We start from the raw sequence: 23808 nt of genomic DNA on the forward strand, positions 1-23808 counted from the left end.
TAAGGGAAAGGTAATGAGGTTTGTTAAGGTACTTGGCATTGCAACAGTAAGTTGTATCAGTTTATTTGCGTGTTCTCAAACGCCACCTCCCGCCCCACCCAAAAAGGTTGAGCCAGTTAAAGTAGCGATTAAACTCAACCCCGCCACTCAACTTACCGGCCAGCTTCAGCTCAACAAACAAGGGGCTATATTTACCCCCTGCCAAGGCAGCAGCCAGTACTGGGTAGACTTTTCTTCAGCAGATAAACAACTGCTAGAACGCTTTGCCGACAACAGCCAACTACACGTAGAAATGATGGGCCGCTTCGATAACGTAAGCAAGCAAGCCCCGCAGGCTGACTATATTGCTAAAATTGTTCCTGAAAGCTGGCAGTACCTAGCGTCTGAAGGCCCAGGTTGCGAGTTTAGTGTTTCCGAGCTTAGCGCTTGGGGTAACGAACCTAGCTGGCGAATAGATGTAGAAGAAAACAAAATTCTGCTCAGCACGATGTCTGGCGCAGCCAACCAAGCAATTACTCGCAGTGGTATAGATAAAGGCGTTCATTTTTGGCAAGCCGGTGCTGACCTTTACCTTAGCGTAACCAAGCAGCAGTGCATGGATACCATGGCCGACAGCGTGTATTCCTATACCGCAGAGCTCACCTACAAAGGTAAAGTATACCAAGGTTGTGCCCGCCGCCCCTTCGAGCAGCATGTAGACTTACTCGCCGGTTATTATCAAGTAAAACTGCCCACTGCATCGGGATCTGGCCGAGTGGTAGATTTAACCCTGAATGGTGATTTTAGCGCCCAGCTACAAAACACCTATTTAGAACAAGACAAAAGCTTTGTTGAAAAAGGCTATTGGTACCCACTAAACCAAACTAGCCTGGAATTTACCGTTAGCCAAAGCCGTAATCAGCAAGTTAAAAGCGATATGATTTTTGATTGGGACGGACGCCTACTGCGTTTACGCAACCCAGAGTCTCAGCAACAAGGTAGCGCCGGCCTTAATATGATGAAAATGAACGGCCCAGCCATGGCGCATAACAGTAAAACTAAAAAGACTTACCATCAACGCAGCTTTGAGCCCGCCACCTTAAAGGCCAGCAGCGAATACGACCCTGAGGTAGAGGCAGCATTAAAGCAGTACTTCAAGTTGCATCGCACCGAGCTAAATGGCACCAAGTACCAATGGTGGAAGTTTGATTTAAACGGCGATGGTAAAGACGAAATCATTAGCTATGTAGACTGGTGTGGTAGCGGCGGTTGTAGTTTATTAATATTTGAAGCCAAAGATAACAATCACCGTTTCTTAAGCAAAACAACGTTAGTGCATACGCCGTTCTTTCTGGCCACATCAAGCAATGCCCGCTGGCAAGATTTATTAATACAAGTATCGGGCGGCGGCGCCACACCAGGGCTGCGTTTATTACGTTTTGATGGCCTAAGCTACCCACTAAACCCTAGCGTTCAACCAGAGGCTCCTTCGCCAGCCCCTTTGAGCGGTATTACCTTTCAAGCTGAAGCCTTTAGCTCTGGCGCAGGGCGAGCGCTTAACTAGCCACAGACATTGCTAGCTCAATCTCAACGCTAGCGTTACAATGCCCCTGATTTTTCAGGGGCAAGTTATGACACAGCAATTCGACGTAATCATTATTGGCGCAGGCGCCGCAGGTTTAATGTGTGCTGCTACTGCAGGCTATCGCGGCCGTTCGGTATTAGTCATTGATAATGCTAAAAAAGCCGGTCGAAAAATACTGATTAGTGGCGGTGGCCGTTGTAACTTTACCAATCAACACGTAGCGCCAGACAACTTCCTGTGTGAAAACCCTCATTTCGTTAAATCGGCATTAGCCCGCTACCCCTCTAGCAACTTCATCGAACTAGTAGAGCGCCATGGCATTGAATACCACGAGCGAGACCACGGCCAACTATTCTGCAATGACAACGCGAAAGAGATTGTAGACATGCTGCTTACCGAGTGTGATTGGGCAGGTGTAACCATCAGCCTACGCAGCGAAGTTAAGTACATTAAACAGTTAGCTGAACAACAGTTTGAAGTGAGCGCTGGCGGACAAACATACCAGTGCAGCTCCTTAGTCATCGCCACTGGCGGGCTTTCTATGCCAAAGCTTGGCGCTACGCCTTTTGGTTATAAAGTGGCTGAACAGTTTGGCTTAAAAGTGCTCCCTACTCGCGCAGGTTTAGTGCCATTTACTTGGCATGCCGAGCAAAAAGAACGCTTTGAAGCACTCTCGGGCATTGCTGTTCCTAGCTGTATAACCGCCGCCAACGGCAAGCAATTTATCGAAGCCCTATTGTTCACTCATCGTGGCCTCTCTGGCCCAGCCATTTTACAAATATCTAACTACTGGCAACCCGGCGAAGCCATTGGCATTGATTTACTCCCTAAACAAAATGCCGCAGCCTTGCTCGAACAAGTATTACTGCAACACCCTAAACAAAGCCTTAAAAACACCTTAAGCCAATGGTTACCCAAACGCTTAGTAGAAGCCCTGTTTGAAGAAGCCATGCTAGCCAAAGCACTAAACCAACTTGGCCACGGCGAACGCGACAACATTGCTGCTAAACTCAACAATTGGCAAATCACCATGAACGGCACCGAAGGCTACCGAACAGCCGAAGTAACATTGGGTGGCGTAGATACCAACGAACTTAGCTCTAAAACCATGGAAGCAAACAAGGTAATAGGTTTGTACTTCATAGGCGAAGTAATGGACGTAAGTGGTTGGTTAGGCGGGTTTAATTTTCAGTGGGCGTGGGCTAGTGGTGTTGCTTGTGGGTTGGATTGTTGAACGAAAATTTGTAAGTGCTAATTGGAAATAGTGAGAATTGCTGTTTGGCAAGCGCTACCTAGCAATTCTCATGTTGATTTAAACAATAAGACTCGTTCAAGTGACTCTAAATCTATTTGTTTATTCGATTACAACATCCGCTGTATAGATATTTATCACCAACGGAAAACATCACGTCATATTCATACACAAAATCGGACATATCATCAGAACATTGATGTGTTTTCGCCAATGTAATGCTTACAGCCTCCCCATTAAGCCCAGAACCTTGTATGACCCAACGGTTATTATGATTAACCGAAGCAATCACTTTACCTAGTGTAAACGAAGTAGTCTGATCATCAATATCGCTGTAAACAATAGTCTCACCTTTAACACTTAAGCCCCAAAAGGGTTCTGCACCTAAACACTCCAAACTTTCAATTGAAAGATTGTCTTTTGCAACTGCGTTGAAAGCGAAAAAAGTAAGCAATATAAAAGCGCTTGAAAAATTATTAGACATTAAGCTCTCTCACGAAATGTATCGTATGGGTTCTCTAACACTAAAAAATGCCCAAAACTCATCCATCGGCCCTATTTTCTTAAGATTAGAAGCAATGCCTTTGCAAGCGAAACGATCTACTTTTCAAAATACACCAAACCATTTTTCGATGCAGTCTGAAAGACTGCAACATTGATAGGCAAGCTACAATAAACCTCTTGAATATGAACCAAATAATCAGTGTCGGTATTTGGAAAAAGTATGATCACGCCCAGCGTGAACATACTCGATTAAATAAAAGAAATCTTGGCGGCGAGATCACTAATCCATGACTTGTAGTTTAGAGGTAAACTCTTGATACTGTTCTTTAGCTGTTACCATAGCCTGCTCAGCCTTCTTTTTCTCTTCCATCGAAGTGCTCTCAGTTAGCGCTTGGTAGCGTAGCTCTGCAATTTGGTAATGCTGAAGTAACAGAGTACCCGTCACAGTATCAACCCAATTGATAAATCCAAGGTTTTGAATATCCCAACCAGTATTATCCACTTGCTCAGTCAATTCTTTTGGGCTTTTTTCTGTGAGTTTTCTAAAGCTACTCAAAGCATCAGCAACATATTCAATACTAGCTTGGCTTTCTTCCAATGAAAAACGGGAGCTATAATCTTCTGGCTCTATATTCTCGCTAGCAAACGCGAGCAATGGAAACAATACTGTCAGCAATAACACTGATTTAAACTTCATAGTCGAATTCCTACCAACGGGCTTTATAGCCACGCACATCATAATGAACGAAAGTGTTATACAACCCTAAGCCGCCATCAGCCATTTTCTTACTAGCTATTAGCTCTAACACTTTCGCATGAACCTCTTTTGGAGCCATACCAGACACCGCAATATCTGCAGCTTTTGCTTGAACATGAAGACTATTTTTTGTCCCGCCAACTTTTCGGTTATGTTCTGGTGTTCTATAAGCGCTATTTATTTTTATTGGTTTGCCTAACTCTTTTCTTAACACATCTAGCTGCCCAGCTAGTGTTTTAATGCTAGGCCTTAACTCAGTGGGGACTGGTGTCTTGTCATTATCGTGGCAAGCAAACTCTTTCCAAGCAAAATAGGTCGAAGCTTTACCTGCAGCTGGAGTAGTAACCACTGGTTTAATATTACCTAACGTAGTGTTTAGCTTCTTATGACTTCGCCCATTAGCATCTATCTTTCCATCGGGGCGAACCATGCCAACCACTTTCTTTTGAAAGGCTTTGATTGCAGCTACAGTTTTTGAATTTTCTGGTTTAGTACCCAGTTTGCCATCTACAACTAATTTTTTAGTTAGTGGTATTTGCCCTAATATTTGATTCAAAGCAGTCTGTACCGCTTTTACGTCATTAGGTTTGTTTGCACCACCCAGGCCTACTGATTGAGTGATTTGTAACTTAGCCATTGTTGTTCCTTGTACAAAGCTATATTTAAAATATTTTTATTACGACTTCTCGCTAACTACAACCATAATGCTATCTGTACGCAAAGAGGGGCTTAAAGTGACTCTGCCCTCGTTTATTCTGTTCCTGATACAACGGAAATTGAACGAACGCTTTGAGCTTTGCTGACTGGCAACAGTAGAGAAGGTGGTAACGACAACTAAATCTATAGAGAGCCGTAAACCAATTATTATATTTATAAGACTAAATCTTGAGTTCCAACTTGAATTGAACCATTTACTACTTTTACTCCAAGTCCTAATTCAGGCTCCCATGAACAAGTATAAATAATACCCAAATACATATTTGATTCAGGTGCCTGGGGAAGAAACACAGTTTTAAGATCGATAATGCTAATCATTTCATCTGTTGAGTTTATTTCGGGAGCTAACTCATCTCGGGCATCAATACCAAATTTTGTTCGGTACTCTTGATATGACTCTTTGTAGTGAGCAAAAATTTTGTCATTAACTTCAGACATCAGCGCGGTTGGGTCGAGCAGCAAATGTCTAAAAGACCGCTTTTGCAATTCTGTTATTTCTTCACCTTCGTAACATTCAATTACAAGTTCAGCTTCCCTAACTTCAGAAAAAAAAGGTAACGAAACAGCACCAATCCAAGAGTCATCGTATTCTAAACATCCAAATAGCTCATCGTTTACATTCATTATTCACTCCGCTGTTTTCCTCGCTCTAACTCTCCAATACCACCCATATGGCCGAATTTACCATTTAGGTCAGTATGAACCAATTCCATGGTTGTTAAATCTTCAACCTCATGCCAAGTATATTTGCTTTCCCTTCTCCAGTTTCTCACCTCGGCTGGTGAGACACCTTTCTTCTCAGCAAGAGCCTTATCAGCTCGCCTAAAGTTCTTATCTCTAGATGTAGTCATATCAATTTCGACAGTTCCAGACGAAAAAGGATTAAAATTTGGGTAAGCGTTCTTATAAGCTACGCCTTTGTTATCTGTCAGAGCGTTAACTTCTGGGTCTATATGATTGAAAGTAGACTCACCCCTTTCACCAGTCCACGTTCCATTTACTGGAGTTTGTTTCAATCTTTCTGAATACGTACTTCCACCTTCAAATACAACATCGGGTATTTCTTTGTCACTTGTCTCAGATGGCCTGCCCTGCGATTTCCACTCGTCAATACTACCATCACCGCCATTAGCCAACCAAGTACGATGTCCCAACTCATCTTGTGCGGCTTGTTTTTGAATGAAGCCATCAACGTCGTCTGAACCAGCACCTACGTCAGCTGAATAAAACAACAATGCCCAAGGAGATTTTGGTATTAAAGCTGCTACTAGTGAGCGATTAGCGACTGCGTATACGGCTTGGTTTGCGGCTTGTCGGCCAACGTATTGCCCTAATACTTGGGAGCCAGATGATGCTAGTGGTTGTGCCGCTGGTGCTAATAACGGTAAGCCAGCTAACAACGGTGTTCCATCTTCTTTACATAAGCCCAGAGGATCTACCCAATTAGTCGGGCTTGGTGTGTATTGGTAAAGGTTTAAGCCACCGAGCAGTTCAATTGGGTCTTGTTGTATATACCGCCCTTGCTGCGGGCAGTAGTAGCGATGAAAGTTGTAATGCAAGCCGCTTTCATCATCAAAATACTGGCCCTGAAAACGCAGCGGGTTGTCTATTTTGCTGATGCTGAGTTGTTCAATCGCGCCATAGGCTTGGTAATGGGCTTGCCACATTATGTTGCCTTGCTCGTCGCTTAAACGAATTGGCGTACCGATATGGTCTAAGTGGTAGTGGTAAATCTGGCCCTGTTTAATCATCGCCAGTGGGCGATGGCTATTTGGCTCGTATACGTACCAAGTGAACTGGCCTTGGCTGTGTTCACCGATGAGTGTTTGGCCTTCCCACAAATAATCTACTTTGCCTGCGGCGGTGGTTTTGCTGGCGCGGCGACCTAAAGCATCGTATTGATAAAGGGTGTTGCTGCCTGCTTGGTTGATGCTTACCAATTGATTTAAGCCATTAAATACTCGCTGTTGGCGAGCGTTGGCTTGGCTGGCGCTAACTTGGTTGCCGTAGCGGTCGTAGCGATAACTGCGCTCATTAACGCTAATCAGTTTATCGCCCACCCGCTCTGCTTGTTTTGGGTTAGCAAAGCTATCAAACTCAAACTGTTGGTTGTGTTCACTTAAGCTGTTGGCTTTAGTCAGCTGGCTCAGTGCATCGTAGGCGTAATTTTTACTGCCTAACTCGCTGTCGTTTACACCGATAAGTTGGTCACCCGCATCAAAGCGATAGTCACGCGCTATGTTGGCCGTTTCGCCTTGGCCTGTGTCTGTTATCCATTGCTGCTTAAGCAAGCGGCCTTGTGGGTCGTATTCGTTATGTAGATGATGGCTATTGCTTAAATGGCGTCCCGCTTCTTTGCCCGCATCGGTAAAGTGGCGCTGCATAATGGCTTGCTGGTTAAACTTAAGCTCGGTTAATCGGCCTTGTTCATCGTAGTGGTAACTCAGCGTGCCACCGTCGGGTAAGGTGGTATGGCTACGTAAGCCTTGCGTATTCAACTGATGCAAGGTTTGCCAGTTATCTTGCCAGTGTTCTTGTAATTGCCCATTAGCAAAATAGCTAAAACGGCTCTTTCGAGCAGCGTTATTGGCAGACGCTGTACGGCCGTTAATATCATAGGCAAAACTATTGATGAGGCTAATGCCGTCGCTACCAGTGCTGCGCTGCTCTATCACTTGGCCGATGGCATTGCGCTTTAATTGAACCAGGCGCTGGCTGTTTTCAGCGACTTGGGTAAGTTGGCCAACCAAATTGTATTGGTAAGCTTGTTCACGCCCATCAAAACCAATGGTTTTGCTAATCCGTTCGCAGCTGTCATATTCCAGTTGGTAAGTTTGGCCGTCACTACGTTCAATGCTGGTAAGGTTACGCTCTTTGTCATAACTAAATGCCAACCACGAGCCGTCAGCGTTTATCTGTTTACTGGGCTGCGATAAACCCTCGTATTCAAAGCTGGTGCTGCGACCCAAGGGGTCGGTAACGCGGCTAACGCGCCCTGCATCATCATAAGTATACTTGCGCTGTTGCTTATTTTCTGGTGAATCTTGATGATAACCCACGACGCTAATCACATTGCCTTGTGCATCGCGTTCGAACTGGCTTACCCAGCCGCTTACATCAACCTGGCCATTACATTCACCAATCGCGTTATAGCTATAACGTGTTAACGCTTCGCCTTCTTGCTTGGCACTGAGTAAACCTTGCTCGTTCCACCAGTACGTTTGCGTGACTTGGTTGCTGGCCGACTTATTCACTAAGCGGCTTTGCGCATCGTAACGATACTGCGTGACTACACCCTGTACGTCAGTTTCCTGAGTTAATAAGCCAAGGCTATTAAATTCACGCTTAAGGTTTGAACCGTCGGCGTAGTCTATCTGAGAGATAAAACCCAAACGGTTATAGTGGTAACGAGTAAGGCTTTTGTTGGGATGTTGCTCTGCGTCCAACTGGCCTACGCTGTTGTAATGAAAACGACGAGTGGCACCGTTTGGGTCTACCTCAGCCACTTTTCGCTGCAGCTCATCATATTCATATTGCCAGCTTGCGCCGTCGGGTGCGGTTTTCTTAAGAATTTGCCCCTGAAGATTATGCAAGTAACTCCAGCAGTGATTAAAACTGTCGAAACTGCGGCTAATACCCTGCTCAAGCTCATATTCAAAGCGATAGTGATAATGCTCGTTATCGCCCCACTGCTCTATACATCGAGCATGCTGGTTTGAGCCATCCCAACGAAAATAATGTGAAAAGCCTGAAGCGCGAGTACGTTGAATTAACAAGCCTTGCTGGTAACGGTATTGCTCTTGTTGGTTTAAACGATTGGTGGCGCTAACTAACTGATTGTCATCATCATAAGTGTAACTGGCGTAAATCTGCGCATCCGTTGCTTTACTGCTACGCGCTTCCACCAATCGGCCTTCTAAGTCGTAACGTAAGAACAATTGCTGGCTGTGATTCACCTCAACACTGGTTAAGCGCTGTGCCGCTGAATAACGCAAGCGGTAGGTGGTATCTACACCCTCAGACATTTTGCTTAATAACCAATGCTGCTGATCTTTGGTAAATCGCAGCAATTTGCCGTCACTGCCGCTAATAGTGATTTCGTCAGTTTTATGCTGCAGCACCACGCCAGATTTTAGCTGGCTACTTTTGCCGCCAGGAGCAACATAAGGGAAAAATTGCTGATGACCCAAGGCATCAGTAAATAGCCAGCCGGCTTGTTCACCGGTTTGCTCTTCTAGAGAATAATGAAAGTTATGGCGCCAACCTACTCCCATCCCCTCGTTAATATGAGACAAGCTTGAACGATAACAACGCTGCCAACGCAGAGCGACATGACCGCTTAAACAAACATCTTCTAGCTCCAGTACTTCCTCGCCGCTGCTCATTACTACTGGGTCGCCACAGGTTTGCGTATCCAGGTGGTCTACCGCTTGCTCTACCGCGTCGTCACTGTGTTTATCTTTGCCGTTACTTTGGGTCTTCGAGCGCCCTCCCGAAGCTTTGGGTTCATTCAGGACGGATGAACTTCGGGAGGGTCTCGAAGAGGGGTTATGGCTAGGCAGTTGCTGCTCTTTTTGAGCATAAAACCACACCTCGCCATTAAGCAATGCACTAATCAATTGTTGGTGTCGGTCACCGTTTTTTTGATTAGACACTAAATTATATAATCGTTGTAATCCTTTACCGTTCGCATCAGCTACGCCGCCAAAGTTAGCTAAAAAGCTATCGGCTGCATTTGAGTCGTTAAAAGCCGGAGCGATTGAAGAGCGCTTAGTGCCAGAGAAAAACTCATAGGCGTAGCCGTCTATCCCTTTAACTACTTGTTTTTGGGTTCCATCCATACTGCTGCTCTACACCACTAAGCGACCCAAGCCAGCATCATTGCGCTGCGGTAGGTCTTATCAGAAATATCTAATTGAAAACTCACACCAGCATGCTTCTTTCGCTGGTAATGCATAAATAAGTGACACAAATTGTACAAGCCGCTACATACACCCAAATCGCCAACGCGGGCATCGGCAAAAATAACTTGGCTACGCGAACCGACGCAGTCTTGAAACTGCTGATAAGCATTTAGCCATGCATCCATTAATTCAGTATTTAATGCACTGGGTAAATAACATTGCGTTAAGCTTTCGCCGCACTGTTGCCGATAGCGTTGAATAAGTGCGCTGACCGTGGCTTCAACACTCTTGTCGGGCGTTTGTACCTCGTAGCTCGCCCATGGGATCGTAAATCCTTTTTTAGCCGGTTGTAGGCTAGCTGCAATAAAACACTGGCTAGCCACACTCGGCGACTCACTCTCGGCAGCATTTGCTTGCAAGCGTTCGTCTTGGTGATACGCGACCAGCTGAATCGTGCTAATTGTTTGTTGCTCGAACAGCTTCAAAGCTTGCCGAAGCGCCAACTGCATTGCGCTTCTCCCATAAGGAAACAAATACACTTTAGTGGCTTGCTCCAAGGCTGGCGCTAACGCTAACAGCGCTTGATAAGCCTCACCTTTGGCTTCTTCTAACGGAGCCTCTGGCAGCAGAAGAAATACCGCGTCCGCGCTAAAATCAAGGTTTTCAATGCGCTTAACGACATCTTTAGAAAAACTAAAATGACGTAAGCAGTGCTCATCACTCACCCGCAGTTGTGGCTCAAGCACTTGTTCGCTTAGCCCCAAAATATCGTCAAGTTGATGGTGTTTTCCGAGCAATAGCGCATCGATATTAAGCTGTAGGTTCACCGCTTAACCTATTAACACAGTAGGATTACCCACAACAATTTTGCCACCATGTGAGGTGGAATCACCTAAACGAGCCACGGCTTTGCCGCCCACCGTTACCGATGAAGAGCCTGCTGAAATAGTATCCGGCGGACCAATACACACCAGTTTGTCACCAACACAAGCCACTGGCATACCGCCAGCGGTCACCGTGCCATTTCCACCCACTACTGGGCCGCCCACATGTGGCACCTTATTCTGAACTTTAGGACACACGTGAAATGACCCAAGCATTGCTACTGGCTTACCCATTACCGTTCCTAATTAAGTGAAATAGCTGGCGCTTTTAGCGCGATAGACGTGCCATTGATAGAAATAGAGGTACCTTTGATATCGATACTGCCACCGCTAGAAAGCGTTATAGACGCGCCACCTGCTTTAATAGTGATATTGCTACCAGCCACTAAATCGATGTTTTTGCCTACATCAATCACTAGGTTTTTACCCACTTTTTCAGACTGGTTCTCAGCCACTTCTACGCTAAGGTCTTTACCAATTTTTTCCGACTGGTTTTGCTTAATCTCGGTTTGCAGATCCTTCTCGGCCTGCATATACAACAACTCTTTCCCGGTATCGTCGTCAAAACGAATTTCGTTAAAGTTACTGTCTCCGCCGCCTTTGGTAGAACGCGTTTTGATTCCAGATTGAGATTTTTTGCTCGGTAAACCGTACGGCGGCATCTGATCGCCGTTATACAAAGCACCGGTAATTACTGGCTGATCCGGGTCGCCTTCTAAAAAGCTCACCAATACTTCTTGACCTACTCTAGGTAAGAAAAACGCGCCGTAGCGGCTACCCGCCCAACTTTGCGAAACACGGATCCAACAAGAGCTGTTACCGTCTGATTTACCTTCGCGATCCCAATGGAACAACACCTTAATGCGACCATATTTATCAACATGGATTTCTTCGCCGGGGTCTCCCGTTACCAAAGCCGTTTGGGCGCCATGAATCACCGGCCGGGCAGTGGCTTGGGAAGGTCTAAACAACACATCTGAGGGAATACAAGAAAACTGATTGTGCAATACTTGGCCACTATTTTTAGCTGCACCAGTTTGACTAGCAATGGCGACACTCAATGATAATTGAGTAATCAAGTAAGTTTTATTCACTTGAGCCGGATCTTCATGCGACTTAAAGCTAAAATATTGGCCAGCGGTAAAGGTGGCGCAGGTACTACCGCCGCTGCAAATAAGCGCATCGCGCTGCATTGCTTCTAACGCAACGTTAGCCGATGTTTGTAACTGTGGATTAAACTCTGAGCCAGCATAATATTCAAATACTTCAGCGCTTTTCTGCTGCTTGGCTAAGGCGGTATTTTGATGCTCACCCTTAGGTTTAGCACTAGGTTTTACAAAATCAAACCCCCCTTTACTTACCCGACCTGGCGTAATATTAAGGTTACCGCTCCAAGAAAATACATGAGACTCCGACAACGATCCCGTGGTGAAGGCCACTTTGCTTTCATCGGCTTCACGATAGGCACTTAAAGCATCAGCCAATACCACGCTATGATTTGCCTTGGTATGTTCGATGAAGTAGAAAATACCCACTTCTTCTAACAAACGGTGAATGAAGGCAAAATCACTTTCGTTGTATTGCACCTTAAAGCCTAAGGTTGGATAGCTAGTTTTAAGCTCACTTTTAACTTGCACACCGTGTTCTGCCAATACCTTTTTAACGATTTCGTCAGCACTTAAGTTCTGAAAAATTCGGCAGTTGGTGCGTTGCTTTAAAAAATGTAAATGAGAGACAATTTGTAGCTGATAATCTTGAAATTTCTCACCATCAGCTTCACTGGGCACACGGCTCCCTAAAGAGGTCACACTTGCCACAACGCCATTAAAAAAACGGGTAACAGTCGATTTACCTTTTAGATAATCTAAATTAATGGTAACCGGCTTTCCAATAACGTCTTCTTCAGCAATTACTTGCCCATTTGTATAACAAGAAACATTAATTAAGAAAGGCGCAGAAATACCTTCCTGAATATCAAACTGAGTAAGATGAAGAACATCTTTACCCAAAGGAGTTTCTATTTGGATGATATTCTTACTTTGACTTGCCTTTTCCATATGCTTCATGTTCACACTATTTAAACAAAAAAAGCGGGATGGCAAGCCACCCCGCAGAAAGCCAATTACATTTGTTGGCCTTTAACACCGCTGTAACCGTAAACAAGCGGAGCTTGAACGTTACCTTGGTCATCAGTAGGAGTAACTGTCATCATCATTTCTGTGTAAGAAATAGTGATGTTTTCTACTGGACGGTCATCTTGAATTGATACTGAGTAGCTAGAAACCATAGCGTCAGTTAGTTCAATTTTCATGATTTCTTCGATTTTCTCGCCTTGCTTAGTAATATGGAAAACCGCTGGTTTACCTTTACCAATAGTGGCTTCTTTGAAAAGATCAGGAGAAGCTTTATCTTGCAGTTTTGAAATAGTGATATCACAAAGACGTGTAGAGCTAGCTTCACGATCTTGAGCAGTACCAGTGTGAGAAGAAATCTCACGAGCAACAGACCAATCTACTGCTAGTAGAGTAATCATGTCTTTGTACTGTTCAGCTGTCGCTTCACCTTTGATATCGCCGTACTTCAAATAAGTATTCGCTTGCATGCTAATTTCCTTTAGCTAATTAAATAAAATTCACCCTAATGGGTTAGTTTTCAAATGCGTCGATTTTAAAAACGCGCAAATTCTTTATTACAGTCATCAAATTTTAATAAAAGTGATAAACACATAAACAAATAAAATGACAACCATAAACATGGTAAGAGCCACATTATAGATATTTAGATCAATAGAAGAAACACTAATTACAACATTTCAACAGAATAAGTGTCATCTACCATATCAACGCTTATTTTCTGTATATCTTTACGCTGAGATATTGTTTCCAACACCACATTCGAAATTATTGGTAACAATTCATTCTGGATATTATTTTGGATTGCCCGAGCCCCCACATCTGCGTTTTGCGATTGGGCATTTAAATGCTCAACCACGTCCTCTGAAAAACTCAATTCAGCTTGGTAATTACGTGCAAAACGCTGCTCTACTCGACTTAGCTGTAGGCGAACGATTTGGTTGAGGGTATCGCGATTAAGCGGTACAAAAGGGATCAGGTTTAGGCGGCCAATAAAGGCAGGCTTAAACACGGCGAGCAAATCATCACTTAAGGCTTGCTTTAAACCTTCAATGTCAGGGGCTGTTTCTTCATCTTCAAACAAGGCAGTGGTGGTTTCGGTTCCCACATTTGAGGTCATAATGATGATGGTGTTTTTGAAGTCGATGTCTCGACCTTCGCCATCTTTGATGGTGCCTTTATCAAACACTTGATAAAACACGTCTTGCACACCTGGGTGGGCTTTTTCCATTTCATCAAGTAGTACTACACTGTATGGCTTGCGGCGCACGGCTTCAGTCAGTACTCCACCTTCGCCATAACCTACGTATCCCGGAGGTGAGCCCACTAAAAGAGATACTTTGTGCTCTTCTTTAAACTCCGACATGTTAATAACCGTTAAGTTATCTTCGCTGCCATACACTTGTTCGGCTAAGGTAAGCGCCGTTTCGGTTTTACCAGTACCACTTGGACCGGTAAGTAAAAACACACCATTAGGTTTACGCTCATCACTTAACTGCGCACGCGCAGTTTGCACCACTTTGCTAATCAGCTCTAAGGCGTGATCTTGGCCAACAATTCGCTCGCCCATTTTTTGCGGTAGGCTAAGAATGGTTTCCACTTCGTCCGACTGCATGCGCCCTAGAGGAATTCCCGTCCAATCGGCAATCACTTCAGCCACTAATACTTCGTCTACCTCTAGAAAAACCATTGGCTGAGCCACTTCAGCTAAGTTCGCTTTCAGCTCAATGAGTTGCTCACGGGTATCATCTTCTTGCTGTTCTTCAGTATTTAGAATGACATCAGAATGTTGCTTGGCTTGCAGCACCATGCCTTGTTCGTCACGCCAAGTGCTTTCGGCTTGCTCAAAGGCGGTATTGGTGTCCACTAATTCTGCATTTAGCTGGCTTAATAACTCTTGGTGCTCTGAGCCGGTTAATTGCTCACGTTCAAGCTGCTCAATTTGCGCAGTAAGTTGCTGCTGCTTACGTTGTAAACGCTCTACTTGAGCTGGTGTAGAAGCTTGGCTCATTGCTACACGCGCACAAGCGGTATCTAACAATGCCACTGCTTTATCAGGCAGTTGACGACCGTTAATGTAACGACTTGATAAACGCACCGCGGCTTGCAAGGCTTGGTCGCTAATTGCTACGCGATGGTGCTTTTCCATTACCGGCAATAAACCACGCAACATAACAATCGCTTTGTCTTCGCTAGGCTCTTCTACTTTTACCACTTGGAAACGGCGGGTTAAGGCAGCATCTTTTTCGAAGTACTTTTTGTACTCTGCCCATGTAGTCGCAGCAATGGTACGCAGCTCGCCACGCGCTAGCGCTGGCTTAAGAATATTGGCAGCATCGTTTTGACCTGCCTGCCCGCCACTACCAATTAATGTGTGGGCTTCATCGATAAATACCACAATCGGTGTAGCAGAACTTTTTACTTCGCTAATCACCGCTTTTAGTCGATTTTCGAATTCGCCTTTCATGCCTGCGCCTGCTTGTAACAGGGCTAAATCAAGCACGTGAATTTTCACATTTTGTAGCGATTCTGGCACATCGTTATCGGCGATACGCTGGGCTAAACCCTCTACAACGGCTGTTTTACCTACGCCCGCTTCACCAGTAAGGATTGGGTTGTTTTGGCGACGACGAGTAAGAATATCAATCATCTGACGGATTTCTTCGTCACGGCCTAAAATTGGGTCTAACTTGCCAGAACGTGCTTGCTCGGTTAGGTCGATAGTAAATTGATCAAGGTTTGGCGTTTTGCCTGAACCGCTAGCTTTGTTGGCAGGTGCCGCTTCAGCATTTTGGCTTAAGGTTGGCCAAACCTGCGCTAACTGGGCTGGATCTACACTTTCTAAATGCTTTAGAAAATGCATGGTATTGAAGCTAAGCGTATCGTCATTCAATAAAGCATGAATGATATGAATAGGGGCAATGTTGCCGCTGTCATATTCAATGGTGGCCGCCATCCAAGCCGCACTTAACAAGCTAACAATTTGCGGTGACAAGCCCGGAGTTTGCTGATTACCCGTTTTAGCACGCTCTAAATTGCGATTTAAATCGCTAGTAAGGCCATCCAAATCTACGCCGAAGTGCTCTGCCACCAGCATTAGATCTTCGGTTTGGCCTTCACACATGGCCAATAACCAATGTTGGATTTCTACACTAAAATGGCTACGGCTATTAGAGAGAGCAGCAGCCGCTTCTAAACTTTGTTTAGCTGCTGGTGATAGCTTCTCTACCATTGATTTTAAAGTCATTGTCGACATCTATACTTCCTATAATCCTTTAAACAAAATCGTTTACGCGATGGGGATTTTGGTTTGTTCGTCCATACGCTTACTATTAATGGTTAGCGCGCTACCTTGGCCTAAGCCCAAGCCGCTTTTACCTAAACGCGAACTAGGCATATCGCGATAACGAGCCATTAAGCTCCAACGCGGTCGCACATGTGCAGGTAGGTATTCGGCTACTGTTTTTTGTAATAGTGTTAATGTTTTACTGCCCGGCAATAACTGCTGAGCCCGCAACTGGTTGGCGGCATGAATTTCAATCTCAAGGGCAGAACCTACATCCCATACCTTGCTACCCAAGGTGGCGCTGCGTCCAAGTTGGGCATGTTGCCCCTCAGGATTTACACGGCTAGCTAAACTGCTTTGTTCTTCTTCGGTAAGCGCCAACCACTGGCCTAAGCGCTCATTTATCACTACCTTGCAGCCAGACAGCGCCTCTACAATTTGTTTTAAACCTTGAGCACTACGAATTGACTGCGCAAACAAACCGCCCAAAAACTGTTGGGTGTGATCAGAGGTGCCAGCCAAAGAATGCAAGGCCATCGAAATTGGGTCTTTCTTATCGGTTTGTAGCTGACGCTGGTACTGCAGTGGAAATTGGTACTTTTCCCAGGCGCGGTGATACAGCGAAATCAATCGATGATGAAAAATGTCTAAGAAATCACGCATTGATTCATCTTTTTGCTTACAGCGATCCATCACCCATTCGCTGTAATGCCTTGGCATTACGCCACTTGGCCCAGTTAAACCAAAGAAATTAACGTATACCTCGTAAGGCTGCTCAGCAGTATGAGGTACATCTACGCGCTCTAAAGCTTTACCAGGAAAACCTAAGTTTTGCGGCACCTTAAAGCGCAACGCTTCATGCTTTGGCAAGGTGTCTGAGCCAACACCACTATGCTGCGCGCCGCGACTCGCTTGAATCGCCACTACACTATGGTGGAAATCTTGCTCGCTACCGCTGTTTAAGGTATCAAATAGCTTCATATCAGTGCTTAAGCCGCCTTGTATAAACTGCGTTGAAAGCTAGCACTTTGCTGCTGATTACAGTGCTCATATCAGCTCCTTGTCACCGGCCATTGCTGGCCAGCGGTGCAATACATTGCTATCACCTAGCAATTTAATCGACAGACGAGTAAAGCTATTAATCGTGGTGTACTGCGCAAAGAAGTGCGCCAATACATTGCCAAAGAAAAACAGGTTAATTCCAGACAGATCTTGATTAACAAATTCCAGAATAATGTCTGAACCATGGCAAAAGCCTACTCGGCCATTTTGCACAACCCGTGCAGTGGCGCGTTCAATATTCACTTTCGCGATGGCTTCAATCAGCACTTTGGTTTGTGGAGATTGTTTAAAATCATAGAGTTGCAGTAACTCTTGCAACAGTTTTACCGCATTAGGTTGGCTAAAGTGATTCAGCGTTAAATGGCTAGCCAATTGCCAACGAGATGCATCAAACATTGCTGGGCGGATGGGCTCACTAAACGGCAGTAAACAACGTACATTTTTTAGTGAGTCAGCACGACTCGGAACTAAAATTGAAGGTTGACCACCACCAAACGGTAAACGCGCCGGTAAATTACGGTTGCTGCATAAGGCTTTGGCCGATACTAGCCATTGGTCGTGCTCATCTATATCTAGCGGCTTAGCGTTACCATCAACCACTGCTAAGTAACTTTCTACGCCTGGCTCATCATGTCCGCCCGCCCATTTATTAAGCTCACGGCGCAAGGTCCAAAATAGGTTTCCTGCTTGCGGGTAGTGCGGCAGTTGGCTGCCATAAAACGGCGTAACATCCACACTATTGTCGTGTTGGTCAAAGGCTTCAACCTCTGTCACTCTCACGACTTCAGAGATATCAGCATCACGATAACGCGGCACTAAACGGTGCTCAAAACGTGCAGGGTCTAAGCGTAAGGGCTCCAACTCGTCTTCAAACAAATTAATCACTGGCACACAGCCCAGCATAATGTTGTCGGCGGTTAGTTGTTTGGCCAGAATGTCTGAGTCAGAATCCAGATAGATGTATAAATCCACTTCATGTTGTTCACCAAACCAGCTTGGGTCTAGATCTTGTAGCTCAAAGAACATGAATTTTTCTGGGCAAAGAAAGTGCTCAACCAGTAAGCGATAACCGTTAAAAGTACGTTGGTCATAGGGCACTACTTTTTCATCGTCGCCAAAACCTACCGCACTAATATGCCGTGCTTGTAGGTATTGAGTGGCAGTTAAACTGCCCGGCGCCGCAAACGCCATACCAACACTAGATTGAAATATCAGTTGGTATAGCTGATAACTTAATTGCGACTGGCCATGAATATAAAAACGTAATTTATCGACACCTAAGTCACTAAACGCTACTTCATCAAATTCACAACTCAAACGCAGCTTTATTACCGCAGAAGCGTTCTTTTGAAAGTTAGGTCGCGGCGCTTTAAACGGGGCCCCTTCAAATTTGGCTTGAGTCACTTCAACTGGCCACATTTGGGTGTCGTAACAAGTGTTAAAACGGCAGTTCTTGTATCCCGGAACCTGGGTTTCTAATTCAGTGCCTTTAGGGATCATCAAGCTATAGTCGGTGACGTTTTGCGTACTCATTTTAATCACTGACATCGACGGAATAGGCGCGTGATAATCAGGGTAAAGCTGACCTAACAAGGCTTCGGTTAACTCAGGAAAACTGTCGTCTAACTTCTGCCTAACTTGAGCGGTGAGCAGCGAGACACCTTCTAACAAACGAGAGACATGTGGATCTTCTACATTGTCTTCGCTCATGCGTAAGCGCCCAGCTACTTTTGGGTAACGCTCGGCAAACTCTGCTCCCATATGGCGCAGATACGCTAGCTCTCGATTGTAGTACTTTAATAACTCGTCGCTCATGCTCTACTCAACTATCTTGATGCCAAGACTTAGGGGCTCTACTTCTGAATCAAAGGTCATTTCTTCAGGCTCGGGATCGGCATGGCATAAGGCATGGATCCGTAATCGCATTACCCTATCTAAGGGTTGCTCTTCACTCACTGTGGTCACCGATAAATCGATAAAACGAGGCTCAAATTTGCGAATGGTTTGCTCAACAATTTGGCACAACTTGTCGCGACCATCTTGGCTACTTAAAGGCATTGATGAAAAATCAGGTAAGCCATAGCTAAACAAAGAAAGATCCAACTCGCCGTACCATTCAGGCCAGGTATGCCAATGCAATTTAGCGTTCAACAAGGCTTCCAAATCCCGACGAATACTGCGTCGATATGCCTGACGACCATAATTGGAATACACGTTGGTTGAGTTAATATCCTCATCCAAGGTATTGCTCAATCGATCAAGCAATGAGAGTTGTAAGGCCGGTTGAACTGCGCTCATTATTCGGCGGTCTCAACTTGTTTGGTTTCAGTAAATGATTCCAGCTGCGATAGGGTTAGTGCGTCATCATTAACCAGCCACAGCTTTTGGCCACGGCCTTGGTAAAACTCACTCTCTAGCATTGGCTGCCAATCGGTCTCACGACCTAGTTTCTCAGCATCAGTTTCGCTGGCTAGGTAGGTCATTGGGATAAATACTTCGCCGGTTGGGCCATCTTTAATGTCGATTTCTGCACGACGCCAAATGTGCTCAAACAAGTTATTGGCAGGCAATAGTTTTAACCACGTCACTTCAGAGAACGGCACCAAGTAATACAAACCATTAGAACCAAAGGCTTCCAGGTAACCCGCTAAGCTGTCATCAATATCACGCAACTCGTCGCAGCTTTTTTCATTGATATCTAGTGGCGCGTTCTCGCGCAGGGCTTCCAATTGCTGAGCCGTTCTTTCAAGCTCTGGCTTATCTTGATTCAACAAGGCTAAACGCAGCTCTACCAAAGGAGTAAGGCTTTGTTTTGCACCACTGGTTAAGGTGGCGGTATCGCCGCCATTGGCAAAATCTACTCGAGATTGTGCAGCGTGCACGATTTGACGCATATTAAGCGCGCCTGGTACACATTCTGGGTGCTGCTTTACCAGCAAATCTAACTGCTGATCTGCTCGCTCTAGCTGACCGTCGATACATAACAATTCAATAAAGCTGCTGCGCGCTTCTAAATCTTTAGGTTTAACCTTTAAATGCGCGATGGTAGCGGCAATCGCTTCGCTTAATTGTCCTACTTGAATCAACTGCTTAATTTGTTGTTGCATCTGTTTATCCTGCTTGTTTATAGCTTGGAGATAACTCGGTTATCAGGCGAATACTTGAGATCATTTGGTCTAGCTGAAAGTGCGGACGTAAATGAATAATCGAGTAGTAATGGCCCGGCTTGCCGGATTGTTCCTTCACTTGAATATTGGCTTCGTTTAAGGGGTAGCGCGCTCTAATTTCATCAGAGGCTTCATCGGATGCGGTGGTGTAACTGCGCAACCAAGATTGTAAGTCGCGTTCTATCGAATCGGCATTTTCAAAAGAGCCCACCCGATCACGCCCCATCACTTTTAAATAATGAGCAAAACGTGAAACACACATAACGTATTGCAGCATTGACGATAAACGCGCATTCACCGTTACCGACAAGCTGTCGTAATGTTTCGGTAAATTTACTGAGGCATTGCTATACAACACCAAATGTTCGGTATGCGGCACGGTAGAGACCGGAATAAAACCACTGTCAGATAACTGTTTTTCTAAACGGTCGCCGACTTGTAAATTTACCGAGGGTTTGGCTGAGCGAATATGCCGAGACAACTTAAAACGCGAACTAGGCAAATCAAACAGCAAACCATGTTTGTATTGGCCTGGTTGCAAGCCACGTATTTGGCTAAACCAACCGGATTCTTTAAACGCGCGCAAAGCGACAGTGGCAACGCCATAAGCTGCATTGCCCCACAAGTAATCACCTTCGGCATCGTTTACTTGCTCTACAAACATGAAACCTTCTTGGCGGCGACCATCTTGCTGGTAAGGTTCGCGCATTAAAATATTGGGTGCGGTAATGCCCAAAAAGCGTGAGTCTTCTTGGCTGCGTAATTTGCGCCAGTTAAGGTATTCAGCTTGAGAAAACTGCGCACTGATATCGCTGACCGACGCCAATTCACTAAAGAAATCCACCCCAAACATTGAGGGTGCTGCCCCCGTGACAAAGGGTGCAAAAGCTGCCGCAGAGGCATGACTAATTGCGCGGAGCGCTTCAATGTCATTGGTGGGCATGCCCGGCTTGGCTTTATGGCTGATGGCGTAATCACCCACGATCATGCCGAAAGGCTCACCTCCCGGCATATTGAATTCATTGGTATAGATAAGTTTGAACAGTTCACTTTGGTCAAACTCAATCGCGCGCGATACGTCTCTACACAACTCACGCCAGTTAATGCTGATCAGCTTAACCTTGGTCACTAAGCTATGATCTTGAGTGCCCGCATTGTCGGTGAGGTACTTAACCCCGCGCCAACTTGCTTCTAATTGCTGAAAGCGATCATGATGAATAATTGCGTTAACTTGGTCGTTTAAGCGTTCATCAATATCGCGAATGGCGCGCAGCAATATCGGCCTTAAGGTTTCTGCTGTCCAAGCGGTGTTGTATTGCTGGTTATCACGTTCTAACCATATACGTAGCGCTAAGTAGGCGTCTTCTGCCGCTAGAAACTTATCTACCACTTGGCTCTGGGCACACCAATCCACATCAACATGTTGAGTATCAGTCTCAACTTGATGCAGGTTTTGGCTGTCCACAAAACTCAGTGGTGGTAAAGTTTGAGTCATCGTCATAAGAAATTAGCGGGCCTTGCGACCCGCCATCTATTTAGCCACCAATTTCTGGAATTTTTGCAACTAAGCGCAATGAAGTAGTTAGCTCTTCCATTTGTAACCATGGGCGTAACCACGCAACCGCGTTGTACGAACCAGGGGCACCAGGAATTTCTTTCACCTGCACTTTTGCATCAGCCAGTGGGTACTTAGCACGAATCTCTTGGCCACCACCCTCAGAAGCATTAACAAAGGTTAATATCCAACGGTTTAACCAAGTCTCTACGTCTTCAGCTTCCATAAAGCTACCAATCTTGTCGCGCGCCATTACTTTTAGGTAATGAGCAAAACGAGAAGTGGCCATCATATAAGGTAGGCGAGACGAGATGGCTGCATTAGCCGTCGCATCTGGGTTGTCATACTTCTTAGGTTTCTGACAAGTTTGCGAACCAAAGAACACTGCGTAGTCAGTATTTTTGTAGTGACAAAGCGGCAAGAAGCCTAGTTTGCTTAGTTCAGCTTCGCGACGATCGGTAATACCAATTTCGGTAGGACACTTAAGATCTGGGTCACCATCGTCAGACACAAACAAATGCGATGGTAAGTTTTCAACTTTACCGCCACCTTCTGCCCCACGAATTGCCGTACAGAAACCGTATTTAGCAAAGGCTTCTGTCATACGTACACCTAGTACGTAAGAAGCATTCATCCAACAGTATTCGTCATGCTCAGTGGTTTTAGACATGCCAGTTTTAGGATCAACTTGGAATTCTTCGTAGTTGAACTCTTCAATTGGCGTGGTTGATTCACCATAAGGTAAACGCGCCAATACACGAGGCATTGCTAAGGTAACAAAACGTGAATCTTCACTTTCACGGAACGAACGCCATTTAGTGTACTCAAGAGATTCAAACACTTTCTCTAAGTCACGCGGCTTGGTTAGCTCTGTCCAGTTATCAAAACCAAACAATGCTGGTGAAGACGCAGATAAGAACGGTGCAAAACCAGCAGCAGCTACATTAGACATTAAGCTTAGTGACTCAATATCTTCTGGGTGATTTGTAAATTCGTAATCACCTACCAATGCGCCGTAAGGTTCGCCACCTGGGGTGCCAAACTCAGACTCATAAACCTTTTTAAAGATTTGGCTCTGGTCAAACTCAACCGCTTTACTTAAGTCTTTGTGCAATTCTTTCTTGCTCATGCTTAGTACGCGAATTTTAAGCGTTTGGCTGGTTTCTGAATTCATTACCAAGTAGTTAAGCCCACGCCAAGAACCTTCCAATTTTTGGAAGCTTTCATGGTGCATAACTTCAGCTAGCTGTGTAGAAATCAGTTCATCGATACCGGCAATAGCTTCTCTAAAAGTCACCGTAAGGTTTTTATTCCAGCTTACAGTTCCTTTAAGTGCTTCATCGGCTAGCGTGCGGATCAGCTCTGCTGAACGCGAGCTATCCGTTTGCTTAGTTGCGCCGATAGCTTGCTCCAAGATTGAACCTTGGGCTTCCTCAACACTTGGGTCTAGGGCAGTTTGGCTTTCTACGCTCATTCTGTGCCCTCCGCACTAGGCTCTTTATCTAACTCGCCTTTTAGCTTCTGCAGAGAATCAGTATTGTTTAATACTTCTTCCAAGATGTTCTCTAGGTCTTCCGAGCGGTCAACCTTAGTCATCAAATCGCGTAACTTGTTACGGGTATCCATTAACTTACGTAATGGTTCAACTTGGTTTACTACCGCAGCAGGGTCGAAATCTTTCATCGAGCTAAATTCAAGCGACACTGACATTTGTGAGTCATCATCGGCTAGCTTGTTATCAACACGAAACTCAAGCTTTGGATTCATGCGCTTAAGCACATCATCAAAGTTGTCACGGTCGATTTGAATAAAACGACGATCTTTTAATGGTTTTAGTGCAGCGGTGTTATCGCCTGCAAAATCACCCATTACGCCTACTACAAAAGGCAATTCCTTTTTAACTGCAGCACCTTCAGTTTCTACATCATAAGTGATGTGAACTCTCGGTTTGCGTACCCGAGACAACTTGCCGTGGATACTGTCCATATCAATCTCCTTGTTATTGATTAACACGTAGAGCGCTA

At 45.1% G+C, this 23808-nt stretch carries 19 protein-coding genes; 2 read left to right on the forward strand and 17 right to left on the reverse strand.

Annotated elements, in window-relative coordinates; translation table 11 throughout:
- Nucleotides 1-13 precede the first annotated feature (13 nt).
- Nucleotides 14-1543: a copper resistance protein NlpE N-terminal domain-containing protein gene (locus tag FFR00_RS05945; protein ID WP_137672465.1), complete on the forward strand. Its 1530-nt coding sequence runs from the start codon at nt 14-16 to the stop codon at nt 1541-1543.
- A 67-nt stretch (nt 1544-1610) separates the two neighbouring features.
- Nucleotides 1611-2798: an NAD(P)/FAD-dependent oxidoreductase gene (locus tag FFR00_RS05950; protein WP_137672466.1), complete on the forward strand. Its 1188-nt coding sequence runs from the start codon at nt 1611-1613 to the stop codon at nt 2796-2798.
- Between the two features lie 112 nt (nt 2799-2910).
- On the opposite strand, the gene FFR00_RS05955 is transcribed toward FFR00_RS05950, so the two are convergent.
- The 17 genes from FFR00_RS05955 to tssB form a co-directional block, all read right to left on the reverse strand.
- Complete coding sequence (locus FFR00_RS05955) at nt 2911-3300, reverse strand: hypothetical protein (RefSeq protein WP_137672467.1); 390 nt, start codon at nt 3298-3300, stop codon at nt 2911-2913.
- Between the two features lie 300 nt (nt 3301-3600).
- Nucleotides 3601-4017: a hypothetical protein gene (locus tag FFR00_RS05960; protein WP_137672468.1), complete on the reverse strand. Its 417-nt coding sequence runs from the start codon at nt 4015-4017 to the stop codon at nt 3601-3603.
- Nucleotides 4018-4027: 10 nt separating this feature from the next.
- The gene (locus tag FFR00_RS05965; RefSeq protein ID WP_137672469.1) at nt 4028-4714 is read right to left on the reverse strand and encodes a D-Ala-D-Ala carboxypeptidase family metallohydrolase; all 687 of its coding nucleotides are present in this window, start codon (nt 4712-4714) and stop codon (nt 4028-4030) included.
- Between the two features lie 233 nt (nt 4715-4947).
- Nucleotides 4948-5418 carry a hypothetical protein gene (locus FFR00_RS05970; protein WP_137672470.1) on the reverse strand — a complete coding sequence of 157 codons (471 nt, stop codon included), beginning with the start codon at nt 5416-5418 and terminating at the stop codon, nt 4948-4950.
- Nucleotides 5418-9635, reverse strand: a complete 4218-nt coding sequence (locus FFR00_RS05975; RefSeq protein ID WP_137672471.1) for an RHS repeat-associated core domain-containing protein — start codon at nt 9633-9635, stop codon at nt 5418-5420. The genes FFR00_RS05970 and FFR00_RS05975 overlap by 1 nt, the downstream gene beginning before the upstream one ends.
- A gap of 17 nt (nt 9636-9652) precedes the next feature.
- Nucleotides 9653-10525: a hypothetical protein gene (locus FFR00_RS05980; RefSeq protein ID WP_137672472.1), complete on the reverse strand. Its 873-nt coding sequence runs from the start codon at nt 10523-10525 to the stop codon at nt 9653-9655.
- A 3-nt stretch (nt 10526-10528) separates the two neighbouring features.
- The gene (locus tag FFR00_RS05985) at nt 10529-10816 is read right to left on the reverse strand and encodes a PAAR domain-containing protein (RefSeq protein ID WP_137672473.1); all 288 of its coding nucleotides are present in this window, start codon (nt 10814-10816) and stop codon (nt 10529-10531) included.
- An 8-nt stretch (nt 10817-10824) separates the two neighbouring features.
- Nucleotides 10825-12639, reverse strand: coding sequence for a type VI secretion system Vgr family protein (locus FFR00_RS05990; protein WP_137672474.1), 1815 nt, complete (start codon nt 12637-12639; stop codon nt 10825-10827).
- Nucleotides 12640-12704: 65 nt separating this feature from the next.
- Entirely contained in the window at nt 12705-13184 is a 480-nt protein-coding gene (locus FFR00_RS05995; protein WP_137672475.1) for a type VI secretion system tube protein Hcp, read from the reverse strand.
- Nucleotides 13185-13384: 200 nt separating this feature from the next.
- Nucleotides 13385-15970 carry a type VI secretion system ATPase TssH gene (gene tssH, locus FFR00_RS06000; protein WP_137672476.1) on the reverse strand — a complete coding sequence of 862 codons (2586 nt, stop codon included), beginning with the start codon at nt 15968-15970 and terminating at the stop codon, nt 13385-13387.
- A gap of 33 nt (nt 15971-16003) precedes the next feature.
- A complete protein-coding gene (gene tssG, locus FFR00_RS06005; RefSeq protein ID WP_137672477.1) occupies nt 16004-16981 on the reverse strand; it encodes a type VI secretion system baseplate subunit TssG in 978 nt (325 codons plus the stop codon).
- Nucleotides 16982-17047: 66 nt separating this feature from the next.
- The gene (gene tssF, locus FFR00_RS06010) at nt 17048-18877 is read right to left on the reverse strand and encodes a type VI secretion system baseplate subunit TssF (RefSeq protein WP_137672478.1); all 1830 of its coding nucleotides are present in this window, start codon (nt 18875-18877) and stop codon (nt 17048-17050) included.
- A gap of 3 nt (nt 18878-18880) precedes the next feature.
- On the reverse strand, nt 18881-19360 hold the full coding sequence (tssE, locus tag FFR00_RS06015; RefSeq protein ID WP_137672479.1) for a type VI secretion system baseplate subunit TssE: 480 nt from the start codon (nt 19358-19360) through the stop codon (nt 18881-18883).
- Nucleotides 19360-20169, reverse strand: coding sequence for a type VI secretion system accessory protein TagJ (locus FFR00_RS06020; RefSeq protein ID WP_137672480.1), 810 nt, complete (start codon nt 20167-20169; stop codon nt 19360-19362). The genes tssE and FFR00_RS06020 overlap by 1 nt, the downstream gene beginning before the upstream one ends.
- 4 nt (nt 20170-20173) lie before the next feature.
- Entirely contained in the window at nt 20174-21730 is a 1557-nt protein-coding gene (tssC, locus tag FFR00_RS06025; protein WP_137672481.1) for a type VI secretion system contractile sheath large subunit, read from the reverse strand.
- 34 nt (nt 21731-21764) lie between these two features.
- Nucleotides 21765-23258, reverse strand: coding sequence for a type VI secretion system contractile sheath large subunit (gene tssC, locus FFR00_RS06030; protein ID WP_137672482.1), 1494 nt, complete (start codon nt 23256-23258; stop codon nt 21765-21767).
- Nucleotides 23255-23770 (reverse strand): type VI secretion system contractile sheath small subunit, encoded by a 516-nt coding sequence (gene tssB / locus FFR00_RS06035; protein ID WP_137672483.1) that lies wholly within the window; start codon nt 23768-23770, stop codon nt 23255-23257. Before tssB ends, tssC (FFR00_RS06030) begins: the two co-directional genes overlap by 4 nt.
- Nucleotides 23771-23808 lie beyond the last annotated feature (38 nt).

The organism is Agarivorans sp. Toyoura001 (assembly GCF_005405585.1).
Taxonomy (GTDB): Bacteria; Pseudomonadota; Gammaproteobacteria; order Enterobacterales; family Celerinatantimonadaceae; genus Agarivorans.